Origin of the sequence: Labrenzia sp. THAF191a (assembly GCF_009363335.1) — a bacterium.
GTDB classification, from domain to species: Bacteria; Pseudomonadota; Alphaproteobacteria; order Rhizobiales; family Stappiaceae; genus Roseibium; species Roseibium algicola.
Map to the genome: position 1 here is coordinate 3,552,049 of NZ_CP045333.1, position 23,721 is coordinate 3,575,769.

Annotated in this window: 24 protein-coding genes; 7 read left to right on the top strand and 17 right to left on the bottom strand. The window is 59.8% G+C overall.

All coding sequences use genetic code 11. The features are described from left to right. Positions 1 to 8 precede the first annotated feature (8 nt). Genes FIV05_RS16285 through FIV05_RS16305 form a run of 5 tightly spaced genes read right to left on the bottom strand, consistent with a single transcriptional unit; the run spans position 9 to position 4,606 of the window. On the bottom strand, positions 9 to 719 hold the full coding sequence (locus FIV05_RS16285; RefSeq protein WP_152510278.1) for an alpha/beta fold hydrolase: 711 nt from the start codon (positions 717 to 719) through the stop codon (positions 9 to 11). Next, complete coding sequence (locus FIV05_RS16290; RefSeq protein WP_152510279.1) at positions 716 to 1,516, bottom strand: CoA ester lyase; 801 nt, start codon at positions 1,514 to 1,516, stop codon at positions 716 to 718. The genes FIV05_RS16285 and FIV05_RS16290 overlap by 4 nt, the downstream gene beginning before the upstream one ends. After that, a complete protein-coding gene (locus FIV05_RS16295; protein ID WP_152510280.1) occupies positions 1,510 to 2,346 on the bottom strand; it encodes a MaoC family dehydratase N-terminal domain-containing protein in 837 nt (278 codons plus the stop codon). The genes FIV05_RS16290 and FIV05_RS16295 overlap by 7 nt, the downstream gene beginning before the upstream one ends. Positions 2,347 to 2,348: 2 nt before the next feature. After that, complete coding sequence (locus FIV05_RS16300; protein WP_152510281.1) at positions 2,349 to 3,446, bottom strand: CaiB/BaiF CoA-transferase family protein; 1,098 nt, start codon at positions 3,444 to 3,446, stop codon at positions 2,349 to 2,351. Then, entirely contained in the window at positions 3,446 to 4,606 is a 1,161-nt protein-coding gene (locus FIV05_RS16305; RefSeq protein ID WP_152510282.1) for an acyl-CoA dehydrogenase family protein, read from the bottom strand. Before FIV05_RS16305 ends, FIV05_RS16300 begins: the two co-directional genes overlap by 1 nt. Positions 4,607 to 4,719: 113 nt before the next feature. Here FIV05_RS16305 and FIV05_RS16310 point away from each other — a divergent pair, with 113 nt between their 5' ends. Continuing rightward, positions 4,720 to 5,667 (top strand): LysR family transcriptional regulator, encoded by a 948-nt coding sequence (locus FIV05_RS16310; RefSeq protein WP_152510283.1) that lies wholly within the window; start codon positions 4,720 to 4,722, stop codon positions 5,665 to 5,667. 113 nt (positions 5,668 to 5,780) lie between these two features. Next, entirely contained in the window at positions 5,781 to 6,506 is a 726-nt protein-coding gene (locus FIV05_RS16315) for a serine protease (protein WP_152510284.1), read from the top strand. Positions 6,507 to 6,539: 33 nt separating this feature from the next. On the opposite strand, the gene FIV05_RS16320 is transcribed toward FIV05_RS16315, so the two are convergent. After that, positions 6,540 to 7,241 (bottom strand): DUF1287 domain-containing protein, encoded by a 702-nt coding sequence (locus tag FIV05_RS16320; protein WP_152510285.1) that lies wholly within the window; start codon positions 7,239 to 7,241, stop codon positions 6,540 to 6,542. Positions 7,242 to 7,467: 226 nt separating this feature from the next. On the opposite strand from FIV05_RS16320, the gene FIV05_RS16325 reads away from it, so the two are divergent. Further along, on the top strand, positions 7,468 to 8,964 hold the full coding sequence (locus FIV05_RS16325; RefSeq protein WP_173013868.1) for a sensor domain-containing diguanylate cyclase: 1,497 nt from the start codon (positions 7,468 to 7,470) through the stop codon (positions 8,962 to 8,964). A gap of 60 nt (positions 8,965 to 9,024) precedes the next feature. Here the strand turns inward: FIV05_RS16325 and FIV05_RS16330 are convergent, their stop codons facing one another. Continuing rightward, positions 9,025 to 10,065, bottom strand: a complete 1,041-nt coding sequence (locus FIV05_RS16330) for a PLP-dependent cysteine synthase family protein (RefSeq protein ID WP_152510287.1) — start codon at positions 10,063 to 10,065, stop codon at positions 9,025 to 9,027. Positions 10,066 to 10,101: 36 nt separating this feature from the next. Further along, positions 10,102 to 10,647 (bottom strand): helix-turn-helix transcriptional regulator, encoded by a 546-nt coding sequence (locus FIV05_RS16335; protein ID WP_023000745.1) that lies wholly within the window; start codon positions 10,645 to 10,647, stop codon positions 10,102 to 10,104. Positions 10,648 to 10,950: 303 nt separating this feature from the next. On the opposite strand from FIV05_RS16335, the gene FIV05_RS16340 reads away from it, so the two are divergent. Together FIV05_RS16340 and FIV05_RS16345 are read left to right on the top strand one after the other, a co-directional pair. Further along, entirely contained in the window at positions 10,951 to 12,480 is a 1,530-nt protein-coding gene (locus tag FIV05_RS16340) for an AMP-binding protein (protein WP_152510288.1), read from the top strand. Continuing rightward, on the top strand, positions 12,477 to 13,280 hold the full coding sequence (locus FIV05_RS16345) for an SDR family NAD(P)-dependent oxidoreductase (protein ID WP_075283783.1): 804 nt from the start codon (positions 12,477 to 12,479) through the stop codon (positions 13,278 to 13,280). The genes FIV05_RS16340 and FIV05_RS16345 overlap by 4 nt, the downstream gene beginning before the upstream one ends. A gap of 70 nt (positions 13,281 to 13,350) precedes the next feature. On the opposite strand, the gene FIV05_RS16350 is transcribed toward FIV05_RS16345, so the two are convergent. From FIV05_RS16350 to FIV05_RS16365, 4 genes are all read right to left on the bottom strand, one after another. Beyond that, complete coding sequence (locus FIV05_RS16350; RefSeq protein ID WP_152510289.1) at positions 13,351 to 13,830, bottom strand: YHS domain-containing (seleno)protein; 480 nt, start codon at positions 13,828 to 13,830, stop codon at positions 13,351 to 13,353. A gap of 54 nt (positions 13,831 to 13,884) precedes the next feature. Further along, on the bottom strand, positions 13,885 to 14,742 hold the full coding sequence (locus tag FIV05_RS16355) for a cysteine hydrolase (protein ID WP_152510290.1): 858 nt from the start codon (positions 14,740 to 14,742) through the stop codon (positions 13,885 to 13,887). Between the two features lie 209 nt (positions 14,743 to 14,951). Next, positions 14,952 to 15,827 carry a HAMP domain-containing sensor histidine kinase gene (locus tag FIV05_RS16360; protein ID WP_152510291.1) on the bottom strand — a complete coding sequence of 292 codons (876 nt, stop codon included), beginning with the start codon at positions 15,825 to 15,827 and terminating at the stop codon, positions 14,952 to 14,954. Positions 15,828 to 16,119: 292 nt separating this feature from the next. Further along, entirely contained in the window at positions 16,120 to 17,130 is a 1,011-nt protein-coding gene (locus FIV05_RS16365; protein WP_152510292.1) for an AraC family transcriptional regulator, read from the bottom strand. 329 nt (positions 17,131 to 17,459) lie between these two features. Here FIV05_RS16365 and FIV05_RS16370 point away from each other — a divergent pair, with 329 nt between their 5' ends. Continuing rightward, complete coding sequence (locus FIV05_RS16370) at positions 17,460 to 18,032, top strand: TetR family transcriptional regulator (protein WP_173013869.1); 573 nt, start codon at positions 17,460 to 17,462, stop codon at positions 18,030 to 18,032. Positions 18,033 to 18,074: 42 nt separating this feature from the next. Here FIV05_RS16370 and FIV05_RS16375 read toward each other — a convergent pair whose 3' ends face one another. The 5 genes from FIV05_RS16375 to FIV05_RS16390 form a co-directional block, all read right to left on the bottom strand. Beyond that, entirely contained in the window at positions 18,075 to 18,560 is a 486-nt protein-coding gene (locus FIV05_RS16375; RefSeq protein ID WP_209009680.1) for a hypothetical protein, read from the bottom strand. 303 nt (positions 18,561 to 18,863) lie between these two features. Then, entirely contained in the window at positions 18,864 to 19,946 is a 1,083-nt protein-coding gene (locus FIV05_RS16380; protein WP_152510294.1) for a hypothetical protein, read from the bottom strand. A 235-nt stretch (positions 19,947 to 20,181) separates the two neighbouring features. After that, positions 20,182 to 20,664 carry a hypothetical protein gene (locus tag FIV05_RS16385; protein ID WP_152510295.1) on the bottom strand — a complete coding sequence of 161 codons (483 nt, stop codon included), beginning with the start codon at positions 20,662 to 20,664 and terminating at the stop codon, positions 20,182 to 20,184. 274 nt (positions 20,665 to 20,938) lie between these two features. Beyond that, entirely contained in the window at positions 20,939 to 21,109 is a 171-nt protein-coding gene (locus tag FIV05_RS31615) for a hypothetical protein (RefSeq protein WP_173013870.1), read from the bottom strand. Between the two features lie 140 nt (positions 21,110 to 21,249). Further along, a complete protein-coding gene (locus FIV05_RS16390; RefSeq protein ID WP_209009681.1) occupies positions 21,250 to 22,212 on the bottom strand; it encodes a helix-turn-helix domain-containing protein in 963 nt (320 codons plus the stop codon). 187 nt (positions 22,213 to 22,399) lie between these two features. Here FIV05_RS16390 and FIV05_RS16395 point away from each other — a divergent pair, with 187 nt between their 5' ends. Then, the gene (locus tag FIV05_RS16395) at positions 22,400 to 23,482 is read left to right on the top strand and encodes a methyltransferase domain-containing protein (protein ID WP_152510297.1); all 1,083 of its coding nucleotides are present in this window, start codon (positions 22,400 to 22,402) and stop codon (positions 23,480 to 23,482) included. Positions 23,483 to 23,721 lie beyond the last annotated feature (239 nt).

A 23,721-nucleotide genomic window follows, 5' to 3' on the forward strand; every position in this document is an offset into this window, starting at 1 on the left:
GCCTGCTGTCACTTCCTGACAGGGTGGCGCTGGAGCAGGCGTTTCAGGTGATCAGTAACATTTTCCGGCTCTTCCAGCGGTGTCAGGTGGCCACTGTGTTCCAGGACGACAAGGTCCGCTGCCGGGATCAGGCTGGCCATGGACCGATGGAGCTCCGGCGGCGTCAACTGATCATGATCGCCACACAACACCAGTGTCGGGCAGGTGATGCCGGTGAGTGACGCACGGCTGTCGGGGCGAGCAATGCGGGTCTGGCGAATGAAGACGTCCGGGCCAAGGCGCTGCGTCATGGCACGAACCCGATTGATCATGTCGGCATTGTCCCGGTTTTCCGGGGCAAGATAGGACTGGGCGAGTTTTCTGCCGAAACCGTGGAAACGGCCAGGTTTCGACGCCTGGGCAATCAGCTGTTCGCGCTCTGCCGCGCGTTCCGGCGTGTCAGGCAGCATGGTGGTGTCGAGGAGGGCGAGATGGGTCACGCGTTCCGGGGCGCGGCGCAGGATTTCCTGAGCGACGATACCGCCGAGCGAAAACCCGGCCAGTGCAAAGCGGTCCTCGCTGGTGGCCAGAACCATTTCCGCCAGAGCCCCAAGCGAACTACCGCGTGTTATGTCGGCAACGCGGGGGCGAGCGATGTTGGCGAGACCTGTGATCTGATCCCGCCAGAGATCCGCATCGTTCAGAAGCCCCGGGATCAGGACGATCTGCGGCAGGCTCATGCATCGGCCTCCTGCGCGGAGGCGAGGATTGTCCGGGCACGGATGCGGACCGGCTCGTCGACCATTGCGCCATCGACATTGGCTGCGCCATCACCCGAGGCGAGAACACGCCTGGCCCACTCGATTTCATCGAGGCTCGGGGCGAAGGCGCGTTTGATCTCGGCAAGCTGTCTTGGGTGAATGCAGAGTTTGCCGGTCATACCGAGATCCCGTGCATGGGAGGCGTCTTCAAATGTCTGCGCAGGGTTGTCGAGCTGTGCAGTGACGCCGTCGATCGGGGCCGCGATGCCGGCAAGCCGGGACGCCAGAACCAGTTCGGAGCGAACGGGCAAGAGCACGTCTTTCAAATGCGCGCAGCCAAGATCGGCGCAATAGTCGATAGACCCGAAAGCCAGTCGAACCACCCCATCGGTGCTTGCAATGCTCCTGGCATTGGCAAGTCCCCTGGCACTTTCAATGAGCGCGATAACCGGGACCGAGCCACCCAGGGCAGTGTGGAGCGTGGCAATCTCTCCGGGAGCTTCCGCCTTCGGCAGCATGACGGCATCCGGTGCCAGCTTGCGAAGAGCCATGACATCCTCCGGGTGCCACGAAGTTCCAACGGCGTTGATGCGCACGATGACTGGTTTTTCGGTGAAGCCGGTTGTCAGATTGGTGCGGGCGGCCTCTTTCTCCGATGCGGGGACCGCGTCTTCCAGATCCAGGATGATCGCGTCGGCTTCGGTTGCGGCTGCCTTGGGGAACCGGTCGGGTCGATTTGCCGGCACGAACAGAGGTGTCCTGACTGCCGTTACCATGCCGCCGTCGCCTCCATGGCAACCGGGCCGCCAAGCTGCGCGGTCCAGAGCTTCATGGTTTCTCCCTCCGTTTGCGCGTTCACCGTGAAGTCCGCCGTGTCGAATATGGTCGACAGACTTCGAAACCGGAAGGTTTTCGGTGCTCTTTCCTTGAGATCGGCCGCGAACTGGCAAAGCAGTGTTGCCTGCAAGGGACCGTGAACAATAAGCCCTGGATAGCCCTCCACGTCGCGGACATAGTCCTTGTCGTAGTGGATGCGGTGCCCGTTGAAGGTCATGGCCGAATAGCGGAAGAGGTAGGCAGCCGATGGCGTGACCTGCATGACGTCGTCTCCAGCCGGTGCAGGCGCCGGGGGCGTCTTCATGCCCGTACCGTTCTGCGCCTCCCGGTAGACGATGTCCTGACGCTCGTTCAAGACAGGTCGGCCGTCAGAAGTGACTTCATGATTGACCGTGACGAAACAGAGTGGCCCGGTGCGGCCCTGTTTCAGGACCACATCCCTGACGGTTGACACCCGCCGGACCTCTTCGCCAATCCGGATGTCACCCTGGAAGGTGAACTCGCCGCCTGCCCACATGCGCCGGGGCAGGGGCACGGGCGGCAGGAAGCCGCCACGGGCCGCATGACCGTCCGGTCCCAGACCGGCTGTCTGAACGGCCGGCTGAGCAAGACAGAAATGGATCAGCAGCGGCGCGATATCACCCGGAGCTTCACCTGATGTCCGGTCAAAGGTCGCGTTGAACTGGCGAACCAGTGCGGGGCTCAAGACCTCCGAGGCGCTGTCTTCGCGCCCTATCCAGCTGCGCAGGTGGTCGATGTCGAGGTCCATGATCACGCCTCCAGGGGGGTGAGGGCCGGGACTGGGCCGTAGCTGCGCGGTTCGCCCGAAAAGATGGCGGCGGGGGCGGGGAAGGAGACCGGGCCATTCGGGCTGTCGACAGTGATACGCCTCAGGTGCGGATGGGTCGACAGGCCTTCCATATCGTTGACCGAGGCCAATGCGATATTGGCATCCGTCAACAACCTGATGGCCGTTTCGGCATCAATTTTCGCAAAGGCTTCGCCAACAGCGGCATCCGTTTGCCTGCGATTGTTCACACGTGCGACGTTTGTTGCGAACCTTGGATCGGTGCCGAGTTCGGGTTTTCCGATGAAGTCGCTGCAAAGGGTCCTCCATTCCCGGTCGCTTTGAATGGCGATCAGAATTGCCGGACCTTCCTTTGGCTGGAAGACGCCATAGGGCGCAATCGAAGGATGGGCGAGGCCGACCCGCTGGGGGCTCTTGCCGCCTTCATGGTTGAGAAGGGGGACGGTCAGCCAGTCGGCAAGAACATCGAACATGGAGACCGAGATCTGCGTGCCCTTGCCGGTGATCCCACGCTGGATCAGGGCTTCCAGAATGGCGGTATAGGCCGTTGCCCCGGTGGCGATGTCGACAAGGGAGATGCCGACACGCGCAGGTTCGTTCGGCCCGCCGGTGATCGAACAAAGACCGGTTTCGGCCTGGATCAGCAAATCATAGGCCTTGCGGTCGGCCATCGGCCCGGTTTCGCCGAAACCGCTGATGGAGCAGGTAATAAGGCGCGGATAATCCACAACCAACCTGTCCGGATCAAAACCAAGGCGCGCCAAGGCGCCAGGCTTGAGGTTCTGGATCAGGACATCGGCGTCTGCGATCAGCTGCGCCAGCTTTTCCTTGCCCGTGTCGGAACCAAGATCCAGCGTGATGCTGTCCTTGCCCCGGTTCAACCAGACAAAGTAACTCGACTGGCCCTTGGCAACGTCGTCATACCCCCGGGCAAAATCACCCTCGGGCCGTTCGACCTTGGTGACTGTCGCTCCGGCATCCGCAAGCCGGGACGTGGCGTAGGGGGCGGCCACCGCCTGTTCGATGGCGACGACCTTCAATCCTTCCAGCGGCAGCACCATCAGAACGACCTCGGCAGGCCAAGCACATGCTCGGCAACATAAGAAAGGATGAGGTTGGTGGAGATTGGTGCCACCTGGTAGAGCCGCGTCTCGCGGAACTTGCGCTCGACGTCATATTCGCAGGCAAAACCGAAGCCGCCATGGAACTGGATGCAGGCATTCGCCGCTTCCCAGCTTGCCTTTGCGGCCAGGTATTTGGCCATGTTTGCCTCCGCGCCGCAGGGAGCGCCGGCATCGAACAGGCTACAGGCCTTGTAGCGCATCAGGTTGGCGGCCTCGATCTCGATATAGGCTTCGGCGATCGGGAACTGGACGCCCTGGTTCTGGCCTATGGGACGGCCGAAGACTTCCCGTTCGCGCACATAGTCGGTCACCTTGTCGGTGAACCAGTAGCCATCGCCGATACATTCGGCGGCAATCAGCGTGCGTTCGGCGTTGAGGCCGGTAAGGATGTATTTGAAGCCTTTTCCTTCCTCGCCGATGAGATTTTCTTCCGGGATTTCCAGGTTGTCGAAGAAGAGCTCGTTGGTCTCGTGGTTGACCATATTCAGGATCGGGCGAACCTCCATGCCCGATTTCATGGCTTGCCTGATATCGACCAGGAAGATCGAAAGGCCTTCCGATTTCTTCTGCACGTCGGCGAGCGGCGTTGTGCGCGCCAGGAGGATCATCAGGTCGGAATGCTGCACACGGCTGATCCAGACCTTCTGGCCGTTGACGACATAGCGGTCGCCCTTCTTCACGGCGGTGGTCTTGATCCTGGTGGTGTCCGTGCCCGTCGTCGGCTCGGTCACGCCCATGGACTGCAACCGCAATTCGCCGCTTGCGATCTTCGGCAGATATTTCAGCCGCTGTTCTTTCGAGCCATGCCGCACGAGCGTGTTCATGTTGTACATCTGGCCGTGACAAGCGCCGGAATTGCCGCCCGCACGGTTGATTTCTTCCATGATAACCGAAGCTTCGGTGAGCCCGAGGCCGGATCCGCCGTAGTCCTCCGGGATAAGTGCGGCCATCCAGCCTTCGCGTGTCAGGGCGTCGACAAATTCTTCCGGATAGGCGCGGGCCTCATCGATCTTGCGGTGGTATTCGGCGGGAAACTGGGCACATAGCGCGCGGATGCCGTCGCGAATGTCCTGGTAGCTATCAGGTTGGCTTGTCATGTGGGCTTTTCGTCTTGCGTGTTCGTTGACCGCAGTTAAGCCGCTGAATTGCTATTGAACAAATATATGTTTTGGATAGTTACCATATAATTTTCATATGGTAACTTGTTGCCATGGACATTCGCCAACTCCGTTATTTTCAGGAAATTGTCGCGCAGGGTTCGCTCACCCGGGCTGCCGAAAGCCTGCATGTGGCGCAGCCGGCCCTGTCGTTGCACCTGAAGAACATGGAAGAGCAGCTTGGGACCAGGCTGCTGACGCGCAGCCGCTCCGGTGTCACGCCCACGGAGGCGGGAGAGCTGCTGCTGCAAAGGGCGCGGGCAATTCTCGAGGATCTGGCGCGCACGGAAGACGATATCCGCAATCTGGAAACCGATCCGTCCGGCATCGTGCGGATCGGCCTGCCGGGCACGATCAGCGCCATGGTGTCGCTGCCGCTGATCCTGGCGGCACGTGAGCGCTTTCCGCGGATCACGCTCAACATTACCGAGGCCATGAGCGGTTTCGTTGGTGATTGGCTGAGCGAAGGCAAGATCGATCTTGCCGTGCTTTACAGCCGTTCCAAGGATGCACGTATCCGGTCTGAATTATTGCTTGAAGAAGAGCTTGTGGTTCTGTGGCCTGCCGATGCCGAACGTCCGCTGGAAATGAACATGGAGGCACTCGACAAAGTGCCAATGGTGCTGCCAAGCGGAGCGCACGGTTTGCGGGTGCTGATAGACCGGACGTTCCAGGCGCAGGGCTTTGCACCTGAGATCGCGATGGAAATCGACTCCTTCAACAACATCAAACGCCTGGTGGCCGCCGGGTTTGGCCCGTCGATCCTGCCGCTCTACGCGGTGACGGAGGAGGTGGCAGCAGGTTCCCTTCGTGTCAGCCGCATCGCCGCACCGGGGCTCTGGCGCGGGGCTCATCTGATGTCGCCGGGTGGACGACCGGTGACGCGGGCGCTGGAAGCGGTGCACGCGTTGCTGCGCGAGGTAATTCTGGATCTGCGCGACAAGGGGGCCTGGGCCGCTTCCCGGCCACCGCAGGTTTCTGGCACCGCGCAAGTCTCCTGACGGGAACAAAACCCGGAGCTCTGTCGTTTTCCCGATACTGCCCTATGCTGGCTGAGCAAGCAGCCTGTCCATGTGTGCAAGGCTTCCCGCTATTTTTGGAGAACCGATTGACGATGATCGACGCTGTCCTGCTGACCTCGCCCCGTATTTCCACCTTTGATGACCAGACCTATCTCACGAACGCCAGCAGCTTTTTCTTTGCGCGTGATGAGCGCCTGTTTCTCGTTACCAGCCGGCATGTCATGGTGGATGAGGCAAGCGGGCATCATCCCTCCCGTATCGAAATCGAACTCCACAACGATCCTGAAAACCTGGCCGACTCCATCGCTTTTTCGATCCCGCTTTTCCGGGATGGCAAAAGCCTCTGGCGCCAGGGAGAGGATGCCGCAGGCGATATCGACGTTGCCGTGATCGAGATTGACCGGTCGGCACTACCTGAAAATATCGTCTATCGGGCCTTCGGGCCGGAACACCTGAGTGACCCGCAAGAGCATGTCGAGATCGGATCATCCATCCTGGTTGTCGGTTTTCCGCTCGGGTTTCATGACACGCTCCATCACATGCCGGTGGTCCGCCACGCGGTCGTGGCTTCCTCCTTCGGCTTTCGGTTTCAGGGCATGGGCTATTTCCTGACCGATGCCCGGACGCATCGCGGCACAAGTGGGGCTCCGGTCGTCATGCGCAATGCGGAAGGCACCGCAAGCGAACTGCCGTGGAAACTGCTTGGCGTTCACTCCGCCCGCCTCGACGTCGGCACGCGCGATCTCGTGCTGGATGAGGCGCTAGGCCTCAATTGCGCCTGGTATGCGGACATTCTAATGACGCTTACGGAGGGGTGACCCGCGTCAAAGGCAAACTTCAGCCCTGGAGCGTCAGGCGGGTTTGAACCTGTAGTGGCCGGTGATTTCGAAATCGAACAGCCGGTCTTCCAGCTGCGTTCCAGCACCAATGTTGTGGACCACCATCGGCCGTTCGTCGTCTGCGGAGGCACGGTGACTGACAATCGCCATGTGCGGCAGGTTTCCGGGCAGCATCTGGGAAACGATGTCGCCCGGCTGATAGTCTTTGGCGTTTGCGGTGACCTGAAGAGCTGCGCCTTTTCGTCTGAAGAAGGTCTGCAGGTTCGGCACCCGCCGGTGGTCGATGTTCCTGTCCGGGCGTTTGAGGCCCCAGATCTTTGGATAGGACGAAAAGTCCGACTTCATGTCCGCATTGACGGCCGACTGGAGATCGTAGCCGAAGGCATCGCGATAGGCCCTGATGACCACATCGGTGCATACACCGCGTTCGCGCGGCAGGTCGCCATTGGGAAACGGGAGCGAGACATAGGCCGGATCGTAGACCACCGTAACGCCGATCTGGCTTTCTGCCGCCCCAATCAGCTGTCCGGCCCATGCATTGGGCAAAGCAAAACTGTTAGCGGTTGCTTCAGTGGGCGGCATGGACGGTCCGGCAAGTGCCTTGCTGACGAGCTGCAACCCGGTTTGCAGCCGATAAGCGGGGAAGGTGTGTGCCGCGTACGCGCCTCCTGCTGCCAGTAGACCGGTTCCGAACAGGAATGTACGCCGCTTCATGTGAAAGCTCCCATAAATCTGAAGCCGGAATACTGGCGGAGTGGGACCGGAATGGGGCGAAGCGATAACTGCCTGTTTTTTCCGCTGGGTAAACAATGCCCATGTCATTACGGAAGTTGGCTAATTGCGAGTTTTTTGTTCTAGAAAATTTAATCTGATGAGGCTTTACTGCAGCGAAAGGCGGTAAATGTTGACGAAATTTGGGAAAATACTGCAGAAAGCGGCAATGATTGTCTTCTTGTCCTGGCTGGCGGTACCAGCCCAGGCCGAACAGACATCCCTGTCGTATGAGCAGTTTTTTCTGCGTCATAGTGCAACCATGATGCTGATTGACCCGGATACCGGAGGCATTCTTGATGCCAACAATGCCGCGGCAGACTTCTACGGGTTCGACCGGGATACGCTGCGCAGCATGTCCATTCAGAACATCAACCAGCTGACCGCCGAGCAGGTTGAAGCCGAACGTCAACTTGCCAAGGCTGAACACCGAAATTTCTTCATCTTCCGCCACAAGCTGGCAGATGGCTCCGTTCGAAGCGTGGAAGTTCATTCAACTCCGGTGGACTACGACGGCAGGAAGGCTTTGCTTTCCGTGGTGCACGATATTTCCGACGACCGGCGGCGGGAACAAGAACTGTGGCACTACAAGAACCGCCTGGAGGAAATGGTCGACAGCAAGAGCGCGGAACTTTCCTCTGCCTATCACGCCCGGAACCAGTGGATGGTCGGCCTGGTTGGTACGCTTGGCTTGTCGCTTGTCGTCGTCAGTTTTCTGCTGCTTGAAAGGCACACCGCGCACAAGCGGCTGCGATCCTCGGAGCAGCGTTTGCGGGAGATCATCTTCGGCACCAACGTCGGGACCTGGGAATGCAACGTTCAGACCGGGGAGGTGGTCTACAACGAACGCTGGGCTGAAATTCTCGGCTATTCGCTGTCCGAGTTGCAGCCGGTCAGCCGACAGACCTGGTACCGGCTGACCCATCCGGACGATGTGGAAAAATCAGAGCAGAAGCTGGCAGAGGTGTTTTCCGGCGCAAGGGAAGCCTACGACAACGAAATTCGCATGCGCCACAAGGAGGGCAGGTGGGTCTGGGTTCTCGACAGGGGACGTGTGGTCGAATGGACGAAAGACGGCAAGCCTTTGCGCATGTCCGGCACCCATTCGGACATTACCCGCCTGAAGAAGACGGAAGAAGCTGTCAGGCGGCTAGCGATGACCGATCATCTGACAGGCCTTTCGAACCGGGCACATTTCAGCCAGAGCCTTGCGGAAAACGTTGCCATTGCAGACCGGGATAACCGCAAGTTTGCGCTGATGATGCTGGACCTTGATACCTTCAAGCCGGTCAACGACAGCCACGGGCATCCGGTGGGGGACGCGCTGCTCCAGGCCGTTGCCTCCACCATCAAGCGCTGCACGCGCGAAGGGGATGTCGTGACCCGGATCGGCGGGGATGAGTTTGCGGTGATCATCGGCGATTATGCGGAAGAGAAGGATGTTCTGGCCTGTGCCTCCCGCATCTACCGGGAGGTCTCGCGGCCGATGGAAATCAAGGGCAAGGAAATCAACATCAGCATCAGCATCGGGGTATCGTTCTATCCCGATGATGCAGATGATGCCAAATCGCTGATCACCCACGCGGACCAGGCCATGTATGAAGCCAAGAAGAGCGGGGCAAACGTCCTGACGTATGAAGCCTACAGGATGCGGGTGGCGAGCTAGCTGCGGTGAAAGTGAACGACATTCCTTTGGCCTGCCTTCTTCCCCAGGCCTGCTCCTTGTCTAGACCCAGCGTGCCAGTTCCTCTTCGTAGGGCGAGATATCGCCGAACTTCGCCGTGACCCAGTCCGGATTGTAGTAGGTATCGAGATAACGCTGGCCGCTGTCACACATCAGCGTGACGATCGAGCCTGTCTCGCCATTGTCGATCATCCGGCCGGCGATTTGCAGCGCGCCCCAGAGATTTGTGCCGGTGGAAGCGCCCGCCTTGCGGCCGATCAGTTTCTCCAGCCACAGGATCGTTGCAATGCTTGCGGCATCGGGCACCTTGATCATGTCGTCGATGACGTCCGGCAGAAACGAGTGTTCCACCTTTGGCCGGCCAATGCCTTCGATCCGACTTGAGCAGTTTTCGGTGAGAGCGTGGTTCCCGGTACGATAGGCATCATAGAAGACCGAGTTTTCCGGATCGACTACGGTCAGGCCGGTGTCGTAGCCCCGGTAGCGGATAAACCGGCCAAGCGTTGCGGACGTGCCACCCGTGCCGGCGCTCATCACAAGCATCTTCGGCACGGGATGTGGCTCGAATTCCATCTGGTTGAAGATGCTTTCGGCAATGTTGTTGTTCCCGCGCCAGTCGGTTGCCCGCTCCGCATAGGTGAACTGGTCCATGAAATGCCCGCCGAGCTGTTCGGCAAGATCCACCGCCGCGCCGTGCATCTCGGGCGCTGATGCGACGAAATGCGGTTCACCGCCGTAGAGCCGGATTTGCTCGATCTTGCTGTGGGCGGTGCTTTGCGGCACCACGGCAATGAATGGCACGCCGATCATTTGCGCGAAATAAGCTTCCGAAACGGCTGTGCTGCCCGACGAGGCTTCGATCACCGGTGTGCCTTCGCGGATCCTGCCGTTGCACAGCGCATAAAGAAACAGCGACCGGGCAAGACGGTGCTTCAGGCTGCCGGTCGGATGGGTGCTTTCATCCTTCAGATAGATATCGACACCGGCGCAACTAAGGCCATGCAGCTTGAACAGATGCGTATCGGCGGACCGATGCGCATCCGCGTTAATCCTGGCGACAGCATCCCGCACCCATTTGTCCATCGCAGGTCTCCCAGCAGTTATTGCCCAAGAGTGGCGCTAAAGCGGAATGCCCGCAATATGGGCGATGAGTTCCAGGCTGTTGCGGGCGCTGAATTTCTTCATCAGCCGGGCCCGGTGGACCTCGACCGTGCGCGGTGACAGCCCGAGCAGGCGGGCGATTTCCTTGGTTGTATTTCCTTCGGCCAGCAGTTTGGCCACCTGGCGTTCACGCAGGCTCATTTCAGCCAATGGCCGGTCTTCGGAAATGTCGGCAAAGCTCCAGACCGCCCGGGCGAACGGGGCTTCAAGGTTGAGAGACTGGCCACGCACGCGGCACCAGAACAGATCTCCGGATTTGCGGCGCATGATGCGTTCATCCCGGTAGCGGCCACTGCCTTTCATCCGTTCCAGTCCGATCTTGCCGATGCGGAGAAACTCTTCCGAAGAGGGATAAAGGACAGACAGCGAGGCCCCGGAAAGTTCCTCCGGTTCAAAGCCGAACATATCGGCAAGACGGGCATTGCAGCGTCGGATCTGCCGTTCTTCCGTCAAGGCCAGGCCGACGGGCGCATTGTCGAAAGCAAGCGCTGCGAAGTCGTCCATGGGCTCCCCGTTACGTGTTTTGACGGAATTTTCGCTCTAAGGGTCTGAAGAGTATCAGATAGCTGTCCTGCACGGCCGTTTTTCTGGAAACCACATCTGGTCCGGAAGAACCAGCGAGCCGAAGGGATGAGGGAGGTGCCGGGAGGAGACTGGCCGGGGTGTGTCCGGAGGAGGGCATGCCCGGCCGGTCATTCTTGTCCTGATGAGCAAGCCTTGCTCGCGTCTCGAAGGATGAGAAAAGCGGGATGGCGGACCAACGCGGCGGCATTGCACCAGACGGCATATCGGGGGGAGAAGAACAGAATGAATCCGGCAGAATGGTTATACCGGAGCGCGGCGAGAAGCCCGCAAAGTCCGGCGCTGCTGCAGGGGACCGAGCGCAAGGCAAACTATCTGGAGTTTGCTCGTAGTGCCGGGGCAATAAGCGCTGCGCTTGCCGGCTACGGCATCGGCAAGGGAGACAGGGTCGCACTGTTTGCCGCAAATTCCACGCGCTATCTGGAAGCGCTTTACGGCATCTGGTGGCGCGGTGGCGCAGCCGTGCCGATAAACGCCAAGCTGCACGAAAAGGAAGCCGCCTGGATGGTGGAGAATTCCGGTGCAGAATTTGTGTTCGCCGACAGAAAGACCGCCGAACTTCTGGCGCCACATCTGCCGGAGGGCGTGCGTCTTGTCTCGCTCGACAGTCCTGAATTCGGCGCCATGTGCCAGGTAGCACCGCACAACACACCGGAAGCTCTGGATCTTGCAGATCTTGCCTGGCTTTTCTATACCTCTGGTACCACCGGCAGGCCCAAGGGCGTGATGCTGACTTGCGGCAATCTTGCGTCGATGGCGCTGAGCTACTTTGTCGATGTCGATGACGTCAAGCCGCAGGATGCGATCCTCTATGCCGCACCGATGAGCCATGGTGCCGGGCTCTACAATTTTATGCATGTGATGAAAGGGGCGCGTCACGTCGTGCCCGTCAGCGGCGGGTTCGACGCCGCCGAAATCCTGCAGATCGCGCCTGTGATCGGCTCCATCTCCATGTTTGCCGCGCCTACCATGGTCCGCCGCCTGGTGGATGTCGCCAAGGCTTCCGGGGGCACTGGCCGTGGGTTGAGGACCATCGTCTATGCCGGCGGACCAATGTACGAGGCGGACATTCTGGAAGCGGTTGAAGTGATGGGCGCACGGTTCGTGCAGATCTACGGTCAGGGCGAATGCCCAATGGGCATCACCGCGCTGCCGCGCGCCGAAGTCTGTGACCGCACCCATCCACGTTGGCGCGAGAGGCTGAATTCCGTCGGCACGGCCCAGTCCGTCGTGCGGGTTGCGATCGTCGACAGCGAAGGCCGGGAGCTGCCCCGCGGCGAAGTCGGGGAAATTGCCGTGCGCGGAGATACGGTGATGAAGGGCTACTGGCGAAACGAGGAGGCAACAGCCCAGACCATCCGCGATGGCTGGCTGTGGACCGGAGACGTTGGCCGTATGGATGAGGACGGCTACGTCACGCTGCAGGACCGGTCCAAGGACGTCATCATTTCCGGTGGCTCCAATATCTACCCGCGCGAGGTCGAAGAGGTGCTGCTGACTCACCCTGCTGTGCACGAGGTGGCAGTCGTTGGCCGGCAGGACCCGGAGTGGGGAGAAATCGTTGTCGCCTTTGTTGCCTGTCACCCGGGCCAGAGCGTGAGCGAGGCTGAGCTCGACAAGCTCTGTCTGGACCGGATCGCCCGGTTCAAGCGGCCGAAACACTATCATTTCCCGGCTGCCCTGCCGAAAAACAACTACGGCAAGATCCTGAAAACGGACCTGAGACAACAGCTCGAAGCGGAGGAAACGGCATGACAGATCTCACCGGAAAAACGGCTCTTGTCACCGGGTCCGTTCAGGGGATCGGCCTGGCGATTGCCAAGGCACTGGCGGGGGCGGGGGCACGCGTTGCCGTCCACGGTCTGGCGAACCCGGAAGAGGCGCAAGCGGCTGTGGCAGAGATCAAGGCTGCCGGGGCACCGGACGCCCGGTTCTTTGCCGCTGACATGCGCGACGTGGCGGCTGTCGAGACGATGATGGCGGATGTTGCCGCCTGGGGCGGCCCGGATATTCTGGTCAACAATGCAGGTATCCAGAAGACGGTCAGCTTTGCCGAGGCGGATGCTGCCACATGGGATGCCATCATCGGCGTCAATCTGTCAGGCGTCTACCATACGATGCGTCTTGCCCTGCCGGCGATGGCCGAACGCGGCTTTGGCCGTGTCATCAACATTGCCTCGGTGCACGGGCTGGTCGCCTCTGTCAACAAGGCGCCTTACGTGGCTTCGAAATTCGGTGTCGTCGGCATGAGCAAGGTGGCCGCGCTGGAATATGCGGCAAGCGGTTCCAGAGCCTCGGGTGGGGTGACGGTCAATTGTATCGCGCCCGGCTGGACGGAAACCGCAATCATCGAGCCTCAGGTGGCAGCCCGCGCCGCCCTTCATGGCGGCGATCGCGACAAGGGCGTTGCAGATCTTCTTGCGGAAAAACAGCCTTCCCACCGTACGTCCGACCCGTCTGAAATCGGTGCGCTGGCGCTTTGGCTGTGCAGCCCGGTGGCGCACAACGTGACGGGCGTGACCATCCCCGTCGACGGCGGCTGGACAGCTCAGTAAGGCTGTCGACCACCAAAACGGCAGACGAGCCCCCGGGGAGGGGCTCGTCCCTGTTTGGCTTGATGGGTGATCAGAGATCGCCAATGGCTGTCTCGCGGATCTCCGGCCACTTGGCGTAAGCGCCGGCGAGAACCTCGTCCTTCTGCTCCAGGTACTTGTCGAAGATGACGGCATTGACGAAGAGATAGAGCTTGCCGTCGACGATGTCGGCAAAGCGGACGTCGCCATCAAGTTTCTTGCCGACATAGATGCCGAAGGCACAGAAACCACCGAACTGCGGCAGGAAGCTTTCCGGAGCAGCGTCGAACTGCTCCTTGGTTTCGGCAGTGGCGAAATAATAGTCGACACCATCATGGCTTGAGGTGTGGACCGCATCGCCAACGCCCGGGGTCGCGCCTGCGAACATGGAAACAGGGTCGATGCCGTGCATGCCGAGCGGATTGCCGTTGAGGGTGAGGCCGTTGGCAACGTTGTATTCGTCTGCAGCAAGGGCGGCGGTGGACAGAACAAGGGCTGCGGCCAGGGCCGGAAGGGCGAATTTGAGTTTCATCGGTTTGATCCAGTCTTGGGTTGGGTTAGTCGGTTTTGAGGAAAGTGCTGGTGGTCAGGCGGAACGGGCGATGCGTTCGACTGCGTCGTCGGTCCACCAGACGCCGTTGGCAACCATGCGGAAATTGATGATGGCGGCGAGGTAGCCGTCGCCCTCGGGCACCTTGGCGCCTGCGGTCGCATCGCGAACCACGGCCACTTCGAAGCCGAGCTCCAGAAGCTCATAAAGATGGGCCTGCGTGCACAGGTTTGCGGACATGCCGGCCAGGATCACCTTGTCGATCCCGCGCTTGCGCAGCTGCAGGTTCAGATCGTTCTGTGCCGGGCTGTAGACCTTGTGCGGTGAGCAGATGACGGTTTCGCCGTCCTCGATGTATTTCTTGTACTGCGGCATCCAGTCGGCGCCGGACCCTTCGAAATTCTCCAGGGAGAGCGGGCCCGGGCGATCGAACATGCCGATGGAATGCATGGTCTTTTCCAAGGTGCCCTCGAACTGCCACTTGTGGTCGTGCGGATAATAGTAGTGGGGCGAGATGAACACCGGCATCGCGGTAGCCTTGGCCGCCTTGAACAGGCGTTCGATGTTGTCGACGGTGCCTTGCTCGGTGACGCTTTCGCCAACGACACCCCAGGTGACACCGTCTTCGGACAGGAAGTCGATCTGCGGATCGGTAACGACAAGCGCGGTGCGGCCGGCTTCGATCTCCATGTCGATCTGCGGCAGGCCCGGGTTTTCCGGATCGGCATAGAGCGCACGGGCTTCTTCGGTTGCGGCGGTGGCGGAACCGGTGGCCATGGCGACGGCACCCACAGTTGCCGCACCGGCTGCCCCGGCAAGCAGGCGGCGGCGGGCGTGATCAACCGTTTCCGGTGTTACGCAGCAGGCGCAGGTCTTGTCATGTTCGTTGTCCATATGAAGTCTCCATTGCTTGTGTTGGACAGGGTTTGGGATGGGCAGCGCATCAACTTGAAACGCTGTCAGGTTCGCGGCCGATCACCGGGTGCCTGAAGGCACGGCTCTCCCGTTCCCGGCGCAGGGCAGGGTCGGCGTCGGGGGTGGCCGCGTTCCATGGGGCGGCACCGGCACGCCGGTGCCAGAAAGCTGAGGTCAGAAAGCCGAGGTCAGATAGTTGCGTGGTCCGGTGCCTTGCTGGCACGCTCGGGAACCTTCCGGCGGACTGAAACCGGTTTCGCATCATTTGCGGGTAGGGTCGGCAGGCGCACGGTCAGAACCGCGCCCCTACCACTGCTTCCGTCTCCGTTCCGGGCCGCAATCTTTCCGCCATGGCGTTCGGCAATCAGCCGGGCGATCCAGAGGCCGAGTCCCGAGGATGGCCCGGGCCGGGCCGCCTTTGCGGAAAGTTGGGTGAAGGGACGGAAGGCCCGGGCAAGATCGGCAGCGGTGAAGCCCTGACCCTGATCGCTGATACGTACGGAGACATTACCGTCATTTTCCCGGGTGATAGCGCAAAGAACGGTGCCGTCGTCCGGGCTGTGGCGCACCGCATTGCCGATGAGATTGTCGAAGGCCTCGAACAACAGTTCCGCATCGCCTGAGATCAGGCACGGGGATAGGGACACAATTTCCAGATTGACCGCATGGCGGCGAGCCAGCGGCTGGTTGACGGCGACCGCCAGCGCCAGAACCTCGGCCAGATCAACTGGCCGCAGCACGCAGGAGAGCGGATCCCGTCCTTCCTTGCCGCGCCTGACCAGGGCGCTGAGACTACCGGTCAGGTGCTGGAGGATACGGTCGGCCTTTGCGGCGTTATCCGCAATGGCGGGCTGACCTTCCCAGGTCGCGCATTGGGCAATGTGCTCAATCAACAGCGAGAGGTTGGCAAGGGGACCGCGCAGGTCGTGGGCGACGATGGAAAGCGTCCTGCCATAGGCGTTGCTGTCGGCCACGTTGTCCGAATGCGGCAGTGCTGCCGGAAAGGTCGAAGGTACATGGTCATGCCTGGCCGGACTGCGGGCCGTGATCTGTTCGATAATCATGTGGCGCTCCTTGTCTCAAAAGCCCCGGAGCGCTGCGGGAAAGTGCCCGGTGATGACCGCTCCGTCGTTCGATGACTTTTGAATACGCCGGGAGTGCCCTCTCGGTATCGGCCGGGCCTGCCACTGTTTTGGCCCTATCTGCCAAGCCAGTTCGGGCCCGCCAGAAGACAGCAAAACAGGTTGAGCCCGGCCAGTTTGGGCCGGGCTCTTCCGGGATTTGCGACTGTTTCGGGGTTTTTCCAGATCTGGACGCGACGGTTGCCGTGAGCCAGTGCGTCGGGCGGGTGTGTTCTCAGACGGTCGCGCTGTGTTGCCGGAATTGCGCCGGTGGCTGGCCGACCCAACGCTTGAACGCACGGGTGAAGGTGCTCTGTTCGGAAAAGCCCGTGAGGAAGGCAATTTCGGCAATGGAACAGCTGCTGCCTGCCAGCAGCTCCCGAGCCAGCTTCGTCTGTGCCTCGCGCAGCATGTCGCGGTAGGTCAGCCCTTCCTCCGCCAGGCGGCGATAGAGGGTGCGCTCGCTCATACCGAGATCACGCGCGACGGCTGCCGCGGAAGGTACGCCGCTGCTGAGTGTTTTCGTCAGGCGGTTCAGAAGATCGCGCGTCAACGCGCTGCCGGCAGGCAGGGCGTCGATTTCCGTCTCCAGATGATCGGTCAGGAAAGTGCAGACGCCTTGATCTCCAAGCCGGTTTGGCAGGTCCAGCATCGGCTGGGCCATCATAATGGCGTCTTGCGCTTCACCGAAGCGGACCGGGCAGCCGAAAAACGCTGCGTAGCGTTCTGCCTCACCGCGGCAGGGATGGCGAAAGGTGACAGCTTCAATTTTCAGGCGCGGCCCGACTTGAGACGCCAGATTATGAGCAAAGCCTGCAAGGGCACATTCGTTACGAAGATGCAGGATCGGCTGAGGGGAGGTCTGCCCGGCAATGGAGAAGACAGCAAGTGGCCCGTCTTCCTCCAGGCAATATACCGCGGTGTCGGTCACCAGCCGGAAGTAGCGCTCGATCAATTGCAGTGTGGTGCGAAGAGTGGGCGCGGTCTTGATGGCAAGGCCCAGAACGCCGAGATCGTCCGGTTTGATTTTCTGCGCATAGGCAAACACCAGCCCTGTTTCATCCGGATACCAGCTGCGTATCCAGTCGAGCAGCTCGAAGTGGGCTGTGTCCGGTATGCGCTCATCCTCGGTACGCACCTCATGGCGCACGGTTCCATCTGCTGCGACCAGCTTGCCGTCGCTGGTCATGGTCAGTCCTGCGGTAGCGGCCATGGTGTGCGCGAAGGCGGCAATGACACTGGCCATCGTCAGCCCCCTCTTGCTGCACGGTACGTCGGGATAGGGGCTTGACCTTGCGCCAGTTCAGAGCGCGCACCGGATACAGACCAGCTGGCAAGAGCCACGTAGTGCCAGTGAGACCGTTTCCCGGAACAAATGCCGGTGTCTGCAAGAATGTGAACCGCGATATGATTTCGGGACATGACTACCGCCTTCCTGATTGAAAACGTGACGTTGAGGAAATTTATACAGACAGGTCTGTATATATGTCAATAAGCCGTGATACCCTTGTGTGAGGGTGGACGAGAGGGGGCGAAACAGGATAGAGAAGTAGACAAACCTGTCTGTATATGGAGATGGTGGTGCAATCACGCCGAGACGAACTCGTGGATACAGCGCTCAGGCTGTTCTACACCCGCGGGTTCAATGCGACCGGAATAGACAAGATCCTCGCCGAGGCGGGGGTGGCCAAGATGACGCTCTACAAGCACTTCCGCTCGAAGGAGGAGCTTATCCTGGCCGCGCTCAACCGCCGGGACGAGCAGTTCCGCAACTGGTTGATGGGCGAAATGGAAAAAGCCTCGCCACGGCCGCGCGAGCGGCTTCTGGCCATGTTCGACGCGCTGGAGGACTGGTTCAACGGCCGTGCCTTCAAGGGGCTCGGCTTCAACGGCTGCGCCTTCATCAACGCGGCGAGCGAATTCGGCGACCACCAGCACCCGATCCACCGCACGGCGGCCGAGCACAAGCAGCGGATCGTCGATTACCTTGAGCCACTGTGTCGTCAGGCCGGCGCCGAAGACCCGGCAAGCCTTGCCGAACAGCTTGCCCTTTTGAAGGAAGGCGCCATCGCCACCGCACAGGTGCGCGGCATGCCGGCCGCCTCCAGAACCGCAAAGGCCATCGCCGAAACGCTGATTCCCGCCTGAGCAAGCGTTTGGCAGGACAGACCGGTCGAGTGTCTGGCGGTTTCAGATGCGGAAAGCGATGCCGGTCTGCTGTTCGGCCAGCTTGCCGAAATGGAGTTTCAACAGCTTGTGGTCATCCTCGGCCGAAGTCTGGAAACTGCGCCGCTCGGTGTCCTTCACGATCAGGAAGGCGGCGGCCCAGATGCCGATCAGAAAACCGGTGTCGTCGCGCAGCTCCAGCCGGTGGCCGATCAGGTCACTGCCGTCCAGGCCCACCGCATCCTTGCTGCCACAAACCTCCAGGCAAATCAGTCCGTTCTCGTAGAACCGCCAGGAGATCTTGTGCAGGACACAGTCCTTGATGGCCTGGTCCGACGTCCAGACGAACTCCTTCCAGGTGACCGGTTCTTCTTCCGGGCCAATTTCACCGGCGTTGTGGATGTCGGACGCCATCTGCCGGTGCGTGGAAAAATCGAGTGTTGCGGAAGGTCGGGACAGCGGAATCCAGGCCGTGCCCGTATCCCCTGTCACGGCCTTCTGTAACGCCACAAACCGCTCCCTGGCCTCATCACTGACACCAAGTTTCCCCAAAAGAGGCTTTGCAAAAAACGAAGCAAGCTGAATCACGACCGCCTCCCTTGGTGGGCGTTACCGGATCATCCCGTTTAGAGGATGGAGGGTAGGGTACAGGGGCGGCACGGGTATGACGAGAAAAAGCGAGCCGATTGGCTGGAAGGGGCCCGGAACTGGCAGCTTCGAACGTGGTGAAAGCCGATATTGCCGCCCCGGCACACCGTTGGCCTGACCTAAGCTGTGGTCTTCGTGCCGCGCACGCAGCAAAAGCAAGATGTTCTAGTCGTTTCTCAAAGCGCCGACACGATCCACGATATCTGCGCATTCGGCACGGCTCTGAGGTCCGCAGGTGGCGTTCAGCCGCGCGATCACGTTGGCAACTGCCGACGGGAAGGCGATGTTTGTGTCTTCCACGATGTATTCAAACAGCTCTTTGTACTGCCTTGCGTTGTTCACGCTGTAGAAAAAGGCGCGGGGCAGATAGGTTCGCAATTCGTCCTGTAGTTCCTTGTTGTCCTTGAACTGGTCAGGCAACTGGACAGGGTCCAGCGGAAAGTCCTGGGGGTGCTCGCCTTCCTGAATGTCGAAATAGAGAAAGGCGTTCTTGACGTAGCGCGGCAGTGGTTGACCGGCGATCGGGTTGCGTTTGCGGCAGGTAACGGTCTGCGCCAACCCGCCAAATTTGTAGAAGTCCGGATTTGTCCATTCGGAATCGCGATAGGCGAAGACCGTGAAGTCTAGCGCCACGGGACCCTCATCGGACTCAGTACCGACCCCGAGCTCGGAATTCAGCCGTCCGACGTAGTGGGTACCTTCCGGGTTCAACTCGACCTTGCCGACATCAAACAGCTCCAGCGCTTTCAACGACCAGTTCAGGCTGTTGACGTCCCAGGTCAGAGGCTGAGTATCGTATTGATCTTTCGGTACCTTGATCAGCGGTTGAACCGGGCGTGTCAGCCCGCAACCGGTTGAAATCTCTGAAGCATATCCGTCGTGAACCTTCAGGCGCGGGTGCACTCGGTCCTTGACGCGCGTGGAATATCCCCGCGCTTCATTCTGATCGAAAGCGTCCAGAGTGTGTATGATCCGCAGTTCCGATTGCGGGTTGTACAGAACCAGCCTTTCATCGTCTTCTTCTTCAATCTTGAAGGAATAGCCAATGCCGACTTCAGCCTCCAATGTACAGGCAAGATCCCGGCATCCCGTATAGGACTGATGCGTGACCACATCTGTCGTGTCGCGGCTTCCAAAGTCGTTTGCCGATATGTCGCGGGCCAGAACCGCTACGGGGATCCCGTAGTGTGTGGTGCCCTCAAGGTACTCTGATCGTCCTTGCACCGTGCTTCTTTCCAGATTGAACATGATCGTCATTCCGGGCAGGAAAGTCGCAAGTCTGTTTGCCTCCTTTTCCGCGCCCGAATAACTCTTGCTGCCTCTGAGCTCGTTGTCGCCAATTTTGGACAGCGCGAATGTGCCGCCAACGACCCAGCGTGCTCCTTCAGGGATATGGCCGGTCGGGTCCTGAGCGCATGCGACAGAAATTGAGCAGATAAAAAGCAAGCTGTGAAACATACATTTCATGATCAGGCATCCTTTCTTATCTGAAGTTCTGCGCCATCTCGTGCAGCGACGCTCCAAAGGTGGCTGCGAAGCCGTCTATGTTCTGCTGGGTCACTTGCGACGGTGTTGAGTACATCAGTTCTGCCTGGTCTTGCAGCTCGACCAATTTCGGGAACGCGGAAGTCGGGTAGATCGACCTGAGTTCCAGGAAAATCGTATTCAATTCCGTCAGGAAGGTCGCGATATCGCTTTTGCAGGCATTCGTCGAAAGGGTGCTAACGCTTCGCGTACAATCAAGGGCCAGAAAAGCGTCTGAAAACCGCGTGGTCAGCTTGGTTAAATGGCTGTTCCTGAAGGTGTTCAGCGCGTCGCGTTTCGACGCGACTTCGATTTGGTGGTCGACCCTGGCGATCAGGAATTGCGCGAAAAACACGATCACAAGGCCGGAGAGCACCGCTCTGAAGGTGATTTCCACCAGGCTTTGATTGAGCGACTCTTTCTTTCCCGACCAGAACGACACGCCTTACCTCACCAGTTCGAGTAAGCCTTGAACGCGCCGAACCTTTGAAACGGACAAGGCTCCAGACCAGCTGTTCTAACAGCGCTGATATCTCGGGTTGCAGGCTTCAGCCGGAACCGTAGACATGGTCGTGAAGACGATCGTCGCGGTAAAGAGTACTGCAAAAAACGTGTGCAAATTCCACGTCATCTCCAACTCCATATTTAAAAACGATATAAATCTTATATCTACAACTTATTCGATAACTTCCGTTACGTCAATATTTGATGGTTTGTCAAGCAAAGCCGCCAGGCTTGACGGTCAGCAAGATGGCAGCCCGGATGCTGATCAGGAAGCTGGTGTCGTCGCGCTGTTTCAGCCGGTGGCCGAACGGATCGCTGCCCTCCAACCCCGCCGCCTGCCTGCTGCCGCAGGCCTCCGGACGACCGGTTCCTGAGCCAGACATACCGTTGGTGTCCTTCGCAGAGAAAGACTGCTTTGCCTTTTTCGCCACGTGCTGCGAAGCGCATGAACGGCAGTTGCCTGGAACAGCAGAGACGGCGATGCAAACCTGGTGGCCCAGCTCGTAAGGGAGGGGGACCATACTCAGGATGAAACCGGAACCAACGCTTGCCATTTCTTTCGATAAGCAGACGCCGAGGTCCCGACGCGCTTTCGAAATGCAGATCGGAAACTCGAGGGTTCGGTATATCCGACCTCGGCTGAAATTTCCTCGATCGACATCGCCGTCGTCTCCAGCAGCTGTTTGGCTTCCTCGACACGCAAAGTCTGCACATAGTCGGCTGGCGCCTGTCCGGTCGCCTTCCTGAAGCGACGCAGAAACCCGCGCTCGGTCATTTGGGCCATTACCGCCATGGCGGTTACGGGACTTGATCTGTGGTAATTACGTGCGGCCCAGACCTGCGCCTCTGCAATCAGCTGGTCATCATGTTGTCGCCCGGAGGCAAGGGATGCGTATGTCAGCTGGCCCTGGTCATGTGGATCGATCAAATAGATCTTCGCGATCCTGCGGGCTTCTTCTGTTCCGGCGAACCGTCCGATCAGATACAGCATGAGATCAGCCCACGCCGAGGCACCACCTGCGGTGACCACCTGGTGACCGTCCCCCGCCGCGACGAGAATGCGTTCACGGCAAACCTTCACCTTCGGGAAGTTTCGTCCAAGCATATCCGCATAGCCCCAATGCGTCGTCGCTTCCTTGCCATCCAACAATCCTGCCGCACCCAGAAGGATTGAGCCAGAGCAGACGGAGGTGACAATCGCGCCGCGTGCGTAGGCTTCACTGAGCCAGTCCGCGACCGGGTTAAACTCTTCCGGCAGGTGGCCATTTGGGTCGAGGTGCAAATCGGACACGATAATCAAGTCGGGTTCCGGCGCTTCGGTCAGCATCCCGTCAGGTGTGATCTTGCGCCCGTTCACGTCCCAATAAGGTGCCCCATCGAGGGTTCTGAGGCTGACCTGAAACACCGGCGATTGCGCAGGCAAGCCGTGCAACATTTCCCAATCGCGGCCCACGGAGGCCAGCACGTCAAGGATCGAGAACAGCACGGACGTTCCGGTCAAGCGTGTTCCTATAACGGTCGTGTTCAAGCTCATATTGCACAAAACCCCTCAACTTTAGTCTGATTATCACCGTTTCATTCTTTTTCGCTTCTAACGCAGTTGGCGGATTTGGTCCATCCGTGGTCAGGACAGCGGCAGATCGTGCCGCATATTACCACCTCGGGAGCATCGGATGACCTACCAGAACCCAAACCTTGCATTCAACGAAGCGAAAGCCGAAGCCTTCGCCGAACGCTTTGTCGGTACACTGAACGAAGCGGCACTTGCGATCATGACGTCTCTCGGGCACCGCGCTGGACTGTTCGATGCGCTTGCGGCCAACCCCGGCCTCAATTCGCAGGTGCTTTCGCAGAAGGCCACTGTCAACGAACGCTACCTGCGTGAATGGCTCGGCGTGATGGTGACTGCGGGTGTCGTCGACTATGACCCGCGGGCGAGAAGCTACACGTTGCCGCCGGAGCACGCCGCGTTTCTGACCCGTAGCGCCAGCCCGGACAACATGGCCGTCACGACCCAGTTCATCAGCATCGCGGCGTCCATCGAAAACGAACTACTGGACCGTTTCCGCAGTGGCGAGGGCCTTTGCTACCACCATTTCGATCGCTTTCACGAGGTGATGGCCGAGGACAGCGCACAGTTGGTCGTCGCCAACCTTGTGAGCGCTATCCTGCCGGTGGTGCCGGGTCTGATCCAACGGTTGGAGGACGGCATCGACGTGGCCGATTTCGGCTGCGGGCGAGGCCTGGTGATGATGGCGCTGGCGAGCGCTTATCCAAACAGTCGCTTTCACGGTTTCGATCTTTGCGAGGACGCTTTCGCAGAGACGGCCGCTGAAGCCAGAACCAAGGGTCTGGAGAACCTGCACTTCGAAGCGCGTGATCTGTCGGCCGCAAACGAGTTGGGCCGGTTCGGTCTGGTGACCGCCTTCGATGCGGTTCACGACCAGGCGGATCCCAAGGCGTTTCTGCGTCTCGTGCGGCAGTCAATGCGGCCGGGCGGCGTCTTCCTGATGCAGGATATCGGTGGGTCGCGCGATCTTGAAAAGAACATCGCAAATCCCTTCGCGCCGCTCTTGTACACGATCTCGAGCATGCACTGCACACCCATCTCCATCGGTCAGGGTGGTCCGGGTCTGGGTGCGATGTGGGGAGTGGAGACGGCCGAAGAGTACCTCGCCGAAACCGGCTTCGCATCGGTCGAAACCCACCGGCTGCCGCACGATCCCATCAACGCGTATTTCACAGCCCGGATCTGACCGGGCACCAACAAGGACACATGACATGACGATCATATTGCCGTTCGTCGCCGGGCCGCACAGGACTGTCTCAAGTCGCATGAACAGCCTTTGGCAACGGATCAGAGAAGCGCGCGAAAAACGACGCTTTCGCCGGAATTTCGGAGACCTCTCGCGGCTTTCGGACCATCTCCTGCAGGATTTGGGTCTCGAACAATACGCACATCTGCGTGACCCCGAATTTCCTCAGCATTTGCTGA

What these genes read in the sequence shown, in the direction of transcription:
- FIV05_RS16290 (WP_152510279.1), bottom strand. Translation starts at nt 1,516, where the DNA reads ATGGTAACGGCAGTCAGGACACCTCTGTTCGTGCCGGCAAATCGACCC.
- FIV05_RS16365 (WP_152510292.1), bottom strand. Translation starts at nt 17,130, where the DNA reads ATGGCCAGTGTCATTGCCGCCTTCGCGCACACCATGGCCGCTACCGCA.
- FIV05_RS16360 (WP_152510291.1), bottom strand. Translation starts at nt 15,827, where the DNA reads ATGATTATCGAACAGATCACGGCCCGCAGTCCGGCCAGGCATGACCAT.
- FIV05_RS16285 (WP_152510278.1), bottom strand. Translation starts at nt 719, where the DNA reads ATGAGCCTGCCGCAGATCGTCCTGATCCCGGGGCTTCTGAACGATGCG.
- FIV05_RS16310 (WP_152510283.1), top strand. Translation starts at nt 4,720, where the DNA reads ATGGACATTCGCCAACTCCGTTATTTTCAGGAAATTGTCGCGCAGGGT.
- FIV05_RS16350 (WP_152510289.1), bottom strand. Translation starts at nt 13,830, where the DNA reads ATGAAACTCAAATTCGCCCTTCCGGCCCTGGCCGCAGCCCTTGTTCTG.
- FIV05_RS16380 (WP_152510294.1), bottom strand. Translation starts at nt 19,946, where the DNA reads ATGTTCAATCTGGAAAGAAGCACGGTGCAAGGACGATCAGAGTACCTT.
- FIV05_RS16335 (WP_023000745.1), bottom strand. Translation starts at nt 10,647, where the DNA reads ATGGACGACTTCGCAGCGCTTGCTTTCGACAATGCGCCCGTCGGCCTG.
- FIV05_RS16395 (WP_152510297.1), top strand. Translation starts at nt 22,400, where the DNA reads ATGACCTACCAGAACCCAAACCTTGCATTCAACGAAGCGAAAGCCGAA.
- FIV05_RS16325 (WP_173013868.1), top strand. Translation starts at nt 7,468, where the DNA reads ATGATTGTCTTCTTGTCCTGGCTGGCGGTACCAGCCCAGGCCGAACAG.
- FIV05_RS16330 (WP_152510287.1), bottom strand. Translation starts at nt 10,065, where the DNA reads ATGGACAAATGGGTGCGGGATGCTGTCGCCAGGATTAACGCGGATGCG.
- FIV05_RS16355 (WP_152510290.1), bottom strand. Translation starts at nt 14,742, where the DNA reads ATGGACAACGAACATGACAAGACCTGCGCCTGCTGCGTAACACCGGAA.
- FIV05_RS31615 (WP_173013870.1), bottom strand. Translation starts at nt 21,109, where the DNA reads ATGTCTGGCTCAGGAACCGGTCGTCCGGAGGCCTGCGGCAGCAGGCAG.
- FIV05_RS16300 (WP_152510281.1), bottom strand. Translation starts at nt 3,446, where the DNA reads ATGGTGCTGCCGCTGGAAGGATTGAAGGTCGTCGCCATCGAACAGGCG.
- FIV05_RS16370 (WP_173013869.1), top strand. Translation starts at nt 17,460, where the DNA reads ATGGTGGTGCAATCACGCCGAGACGAACTCGTGGATACAGCGCTCAGG.
- FIV05_RS16320 (WP_152510285.1), bottom strand. Translation starts at nt 7,241, where the DNA reads ATGAAGCGGCGTACATTCCTGTTCGGAACCGGTCTACTGGCAGCAGGA.
- FIV05_RS16345 (WP_075283783.1), top strand. Translation starts at nt 12,477, where the DNA reads ATGACAGATCTCACCGGAAAAACGGCTCTTGTCACCGGGTCCGTTCAG.
- FIV05_RS16315 (WP_152510284.1), top strand. Translation starts at nt 5,781, where the DNA reads ATGATCGACGCTGTCCTGCTGACCTCGCCCCGTATTTCCACCTTTGAT.
- FIV05_RS16305 (WP_152510282.1), bottom strand. Translation starts at nt 4,606, where the DNA reads ATGACAAGCCAACCTGATAGCTACCAGGACATTCGCGACGGCATCCGC.
- FIV05_RS16295 (WP_152510280.1), bottom strand. Translation starts at nt 2,346, where the DNA reads ATGGACCTCGACATCGACCACCTGCGCAGCTGGATAGGGCGCGAAGAC.
- FIV05_RS16340 (WP_152510288.1), top strand. Translation starts at nt 10,951, where the DNA reads ATGAATCCGGCAGAATGGTTATACCGGAGCGCGGCGAGAAGCCCGCAA.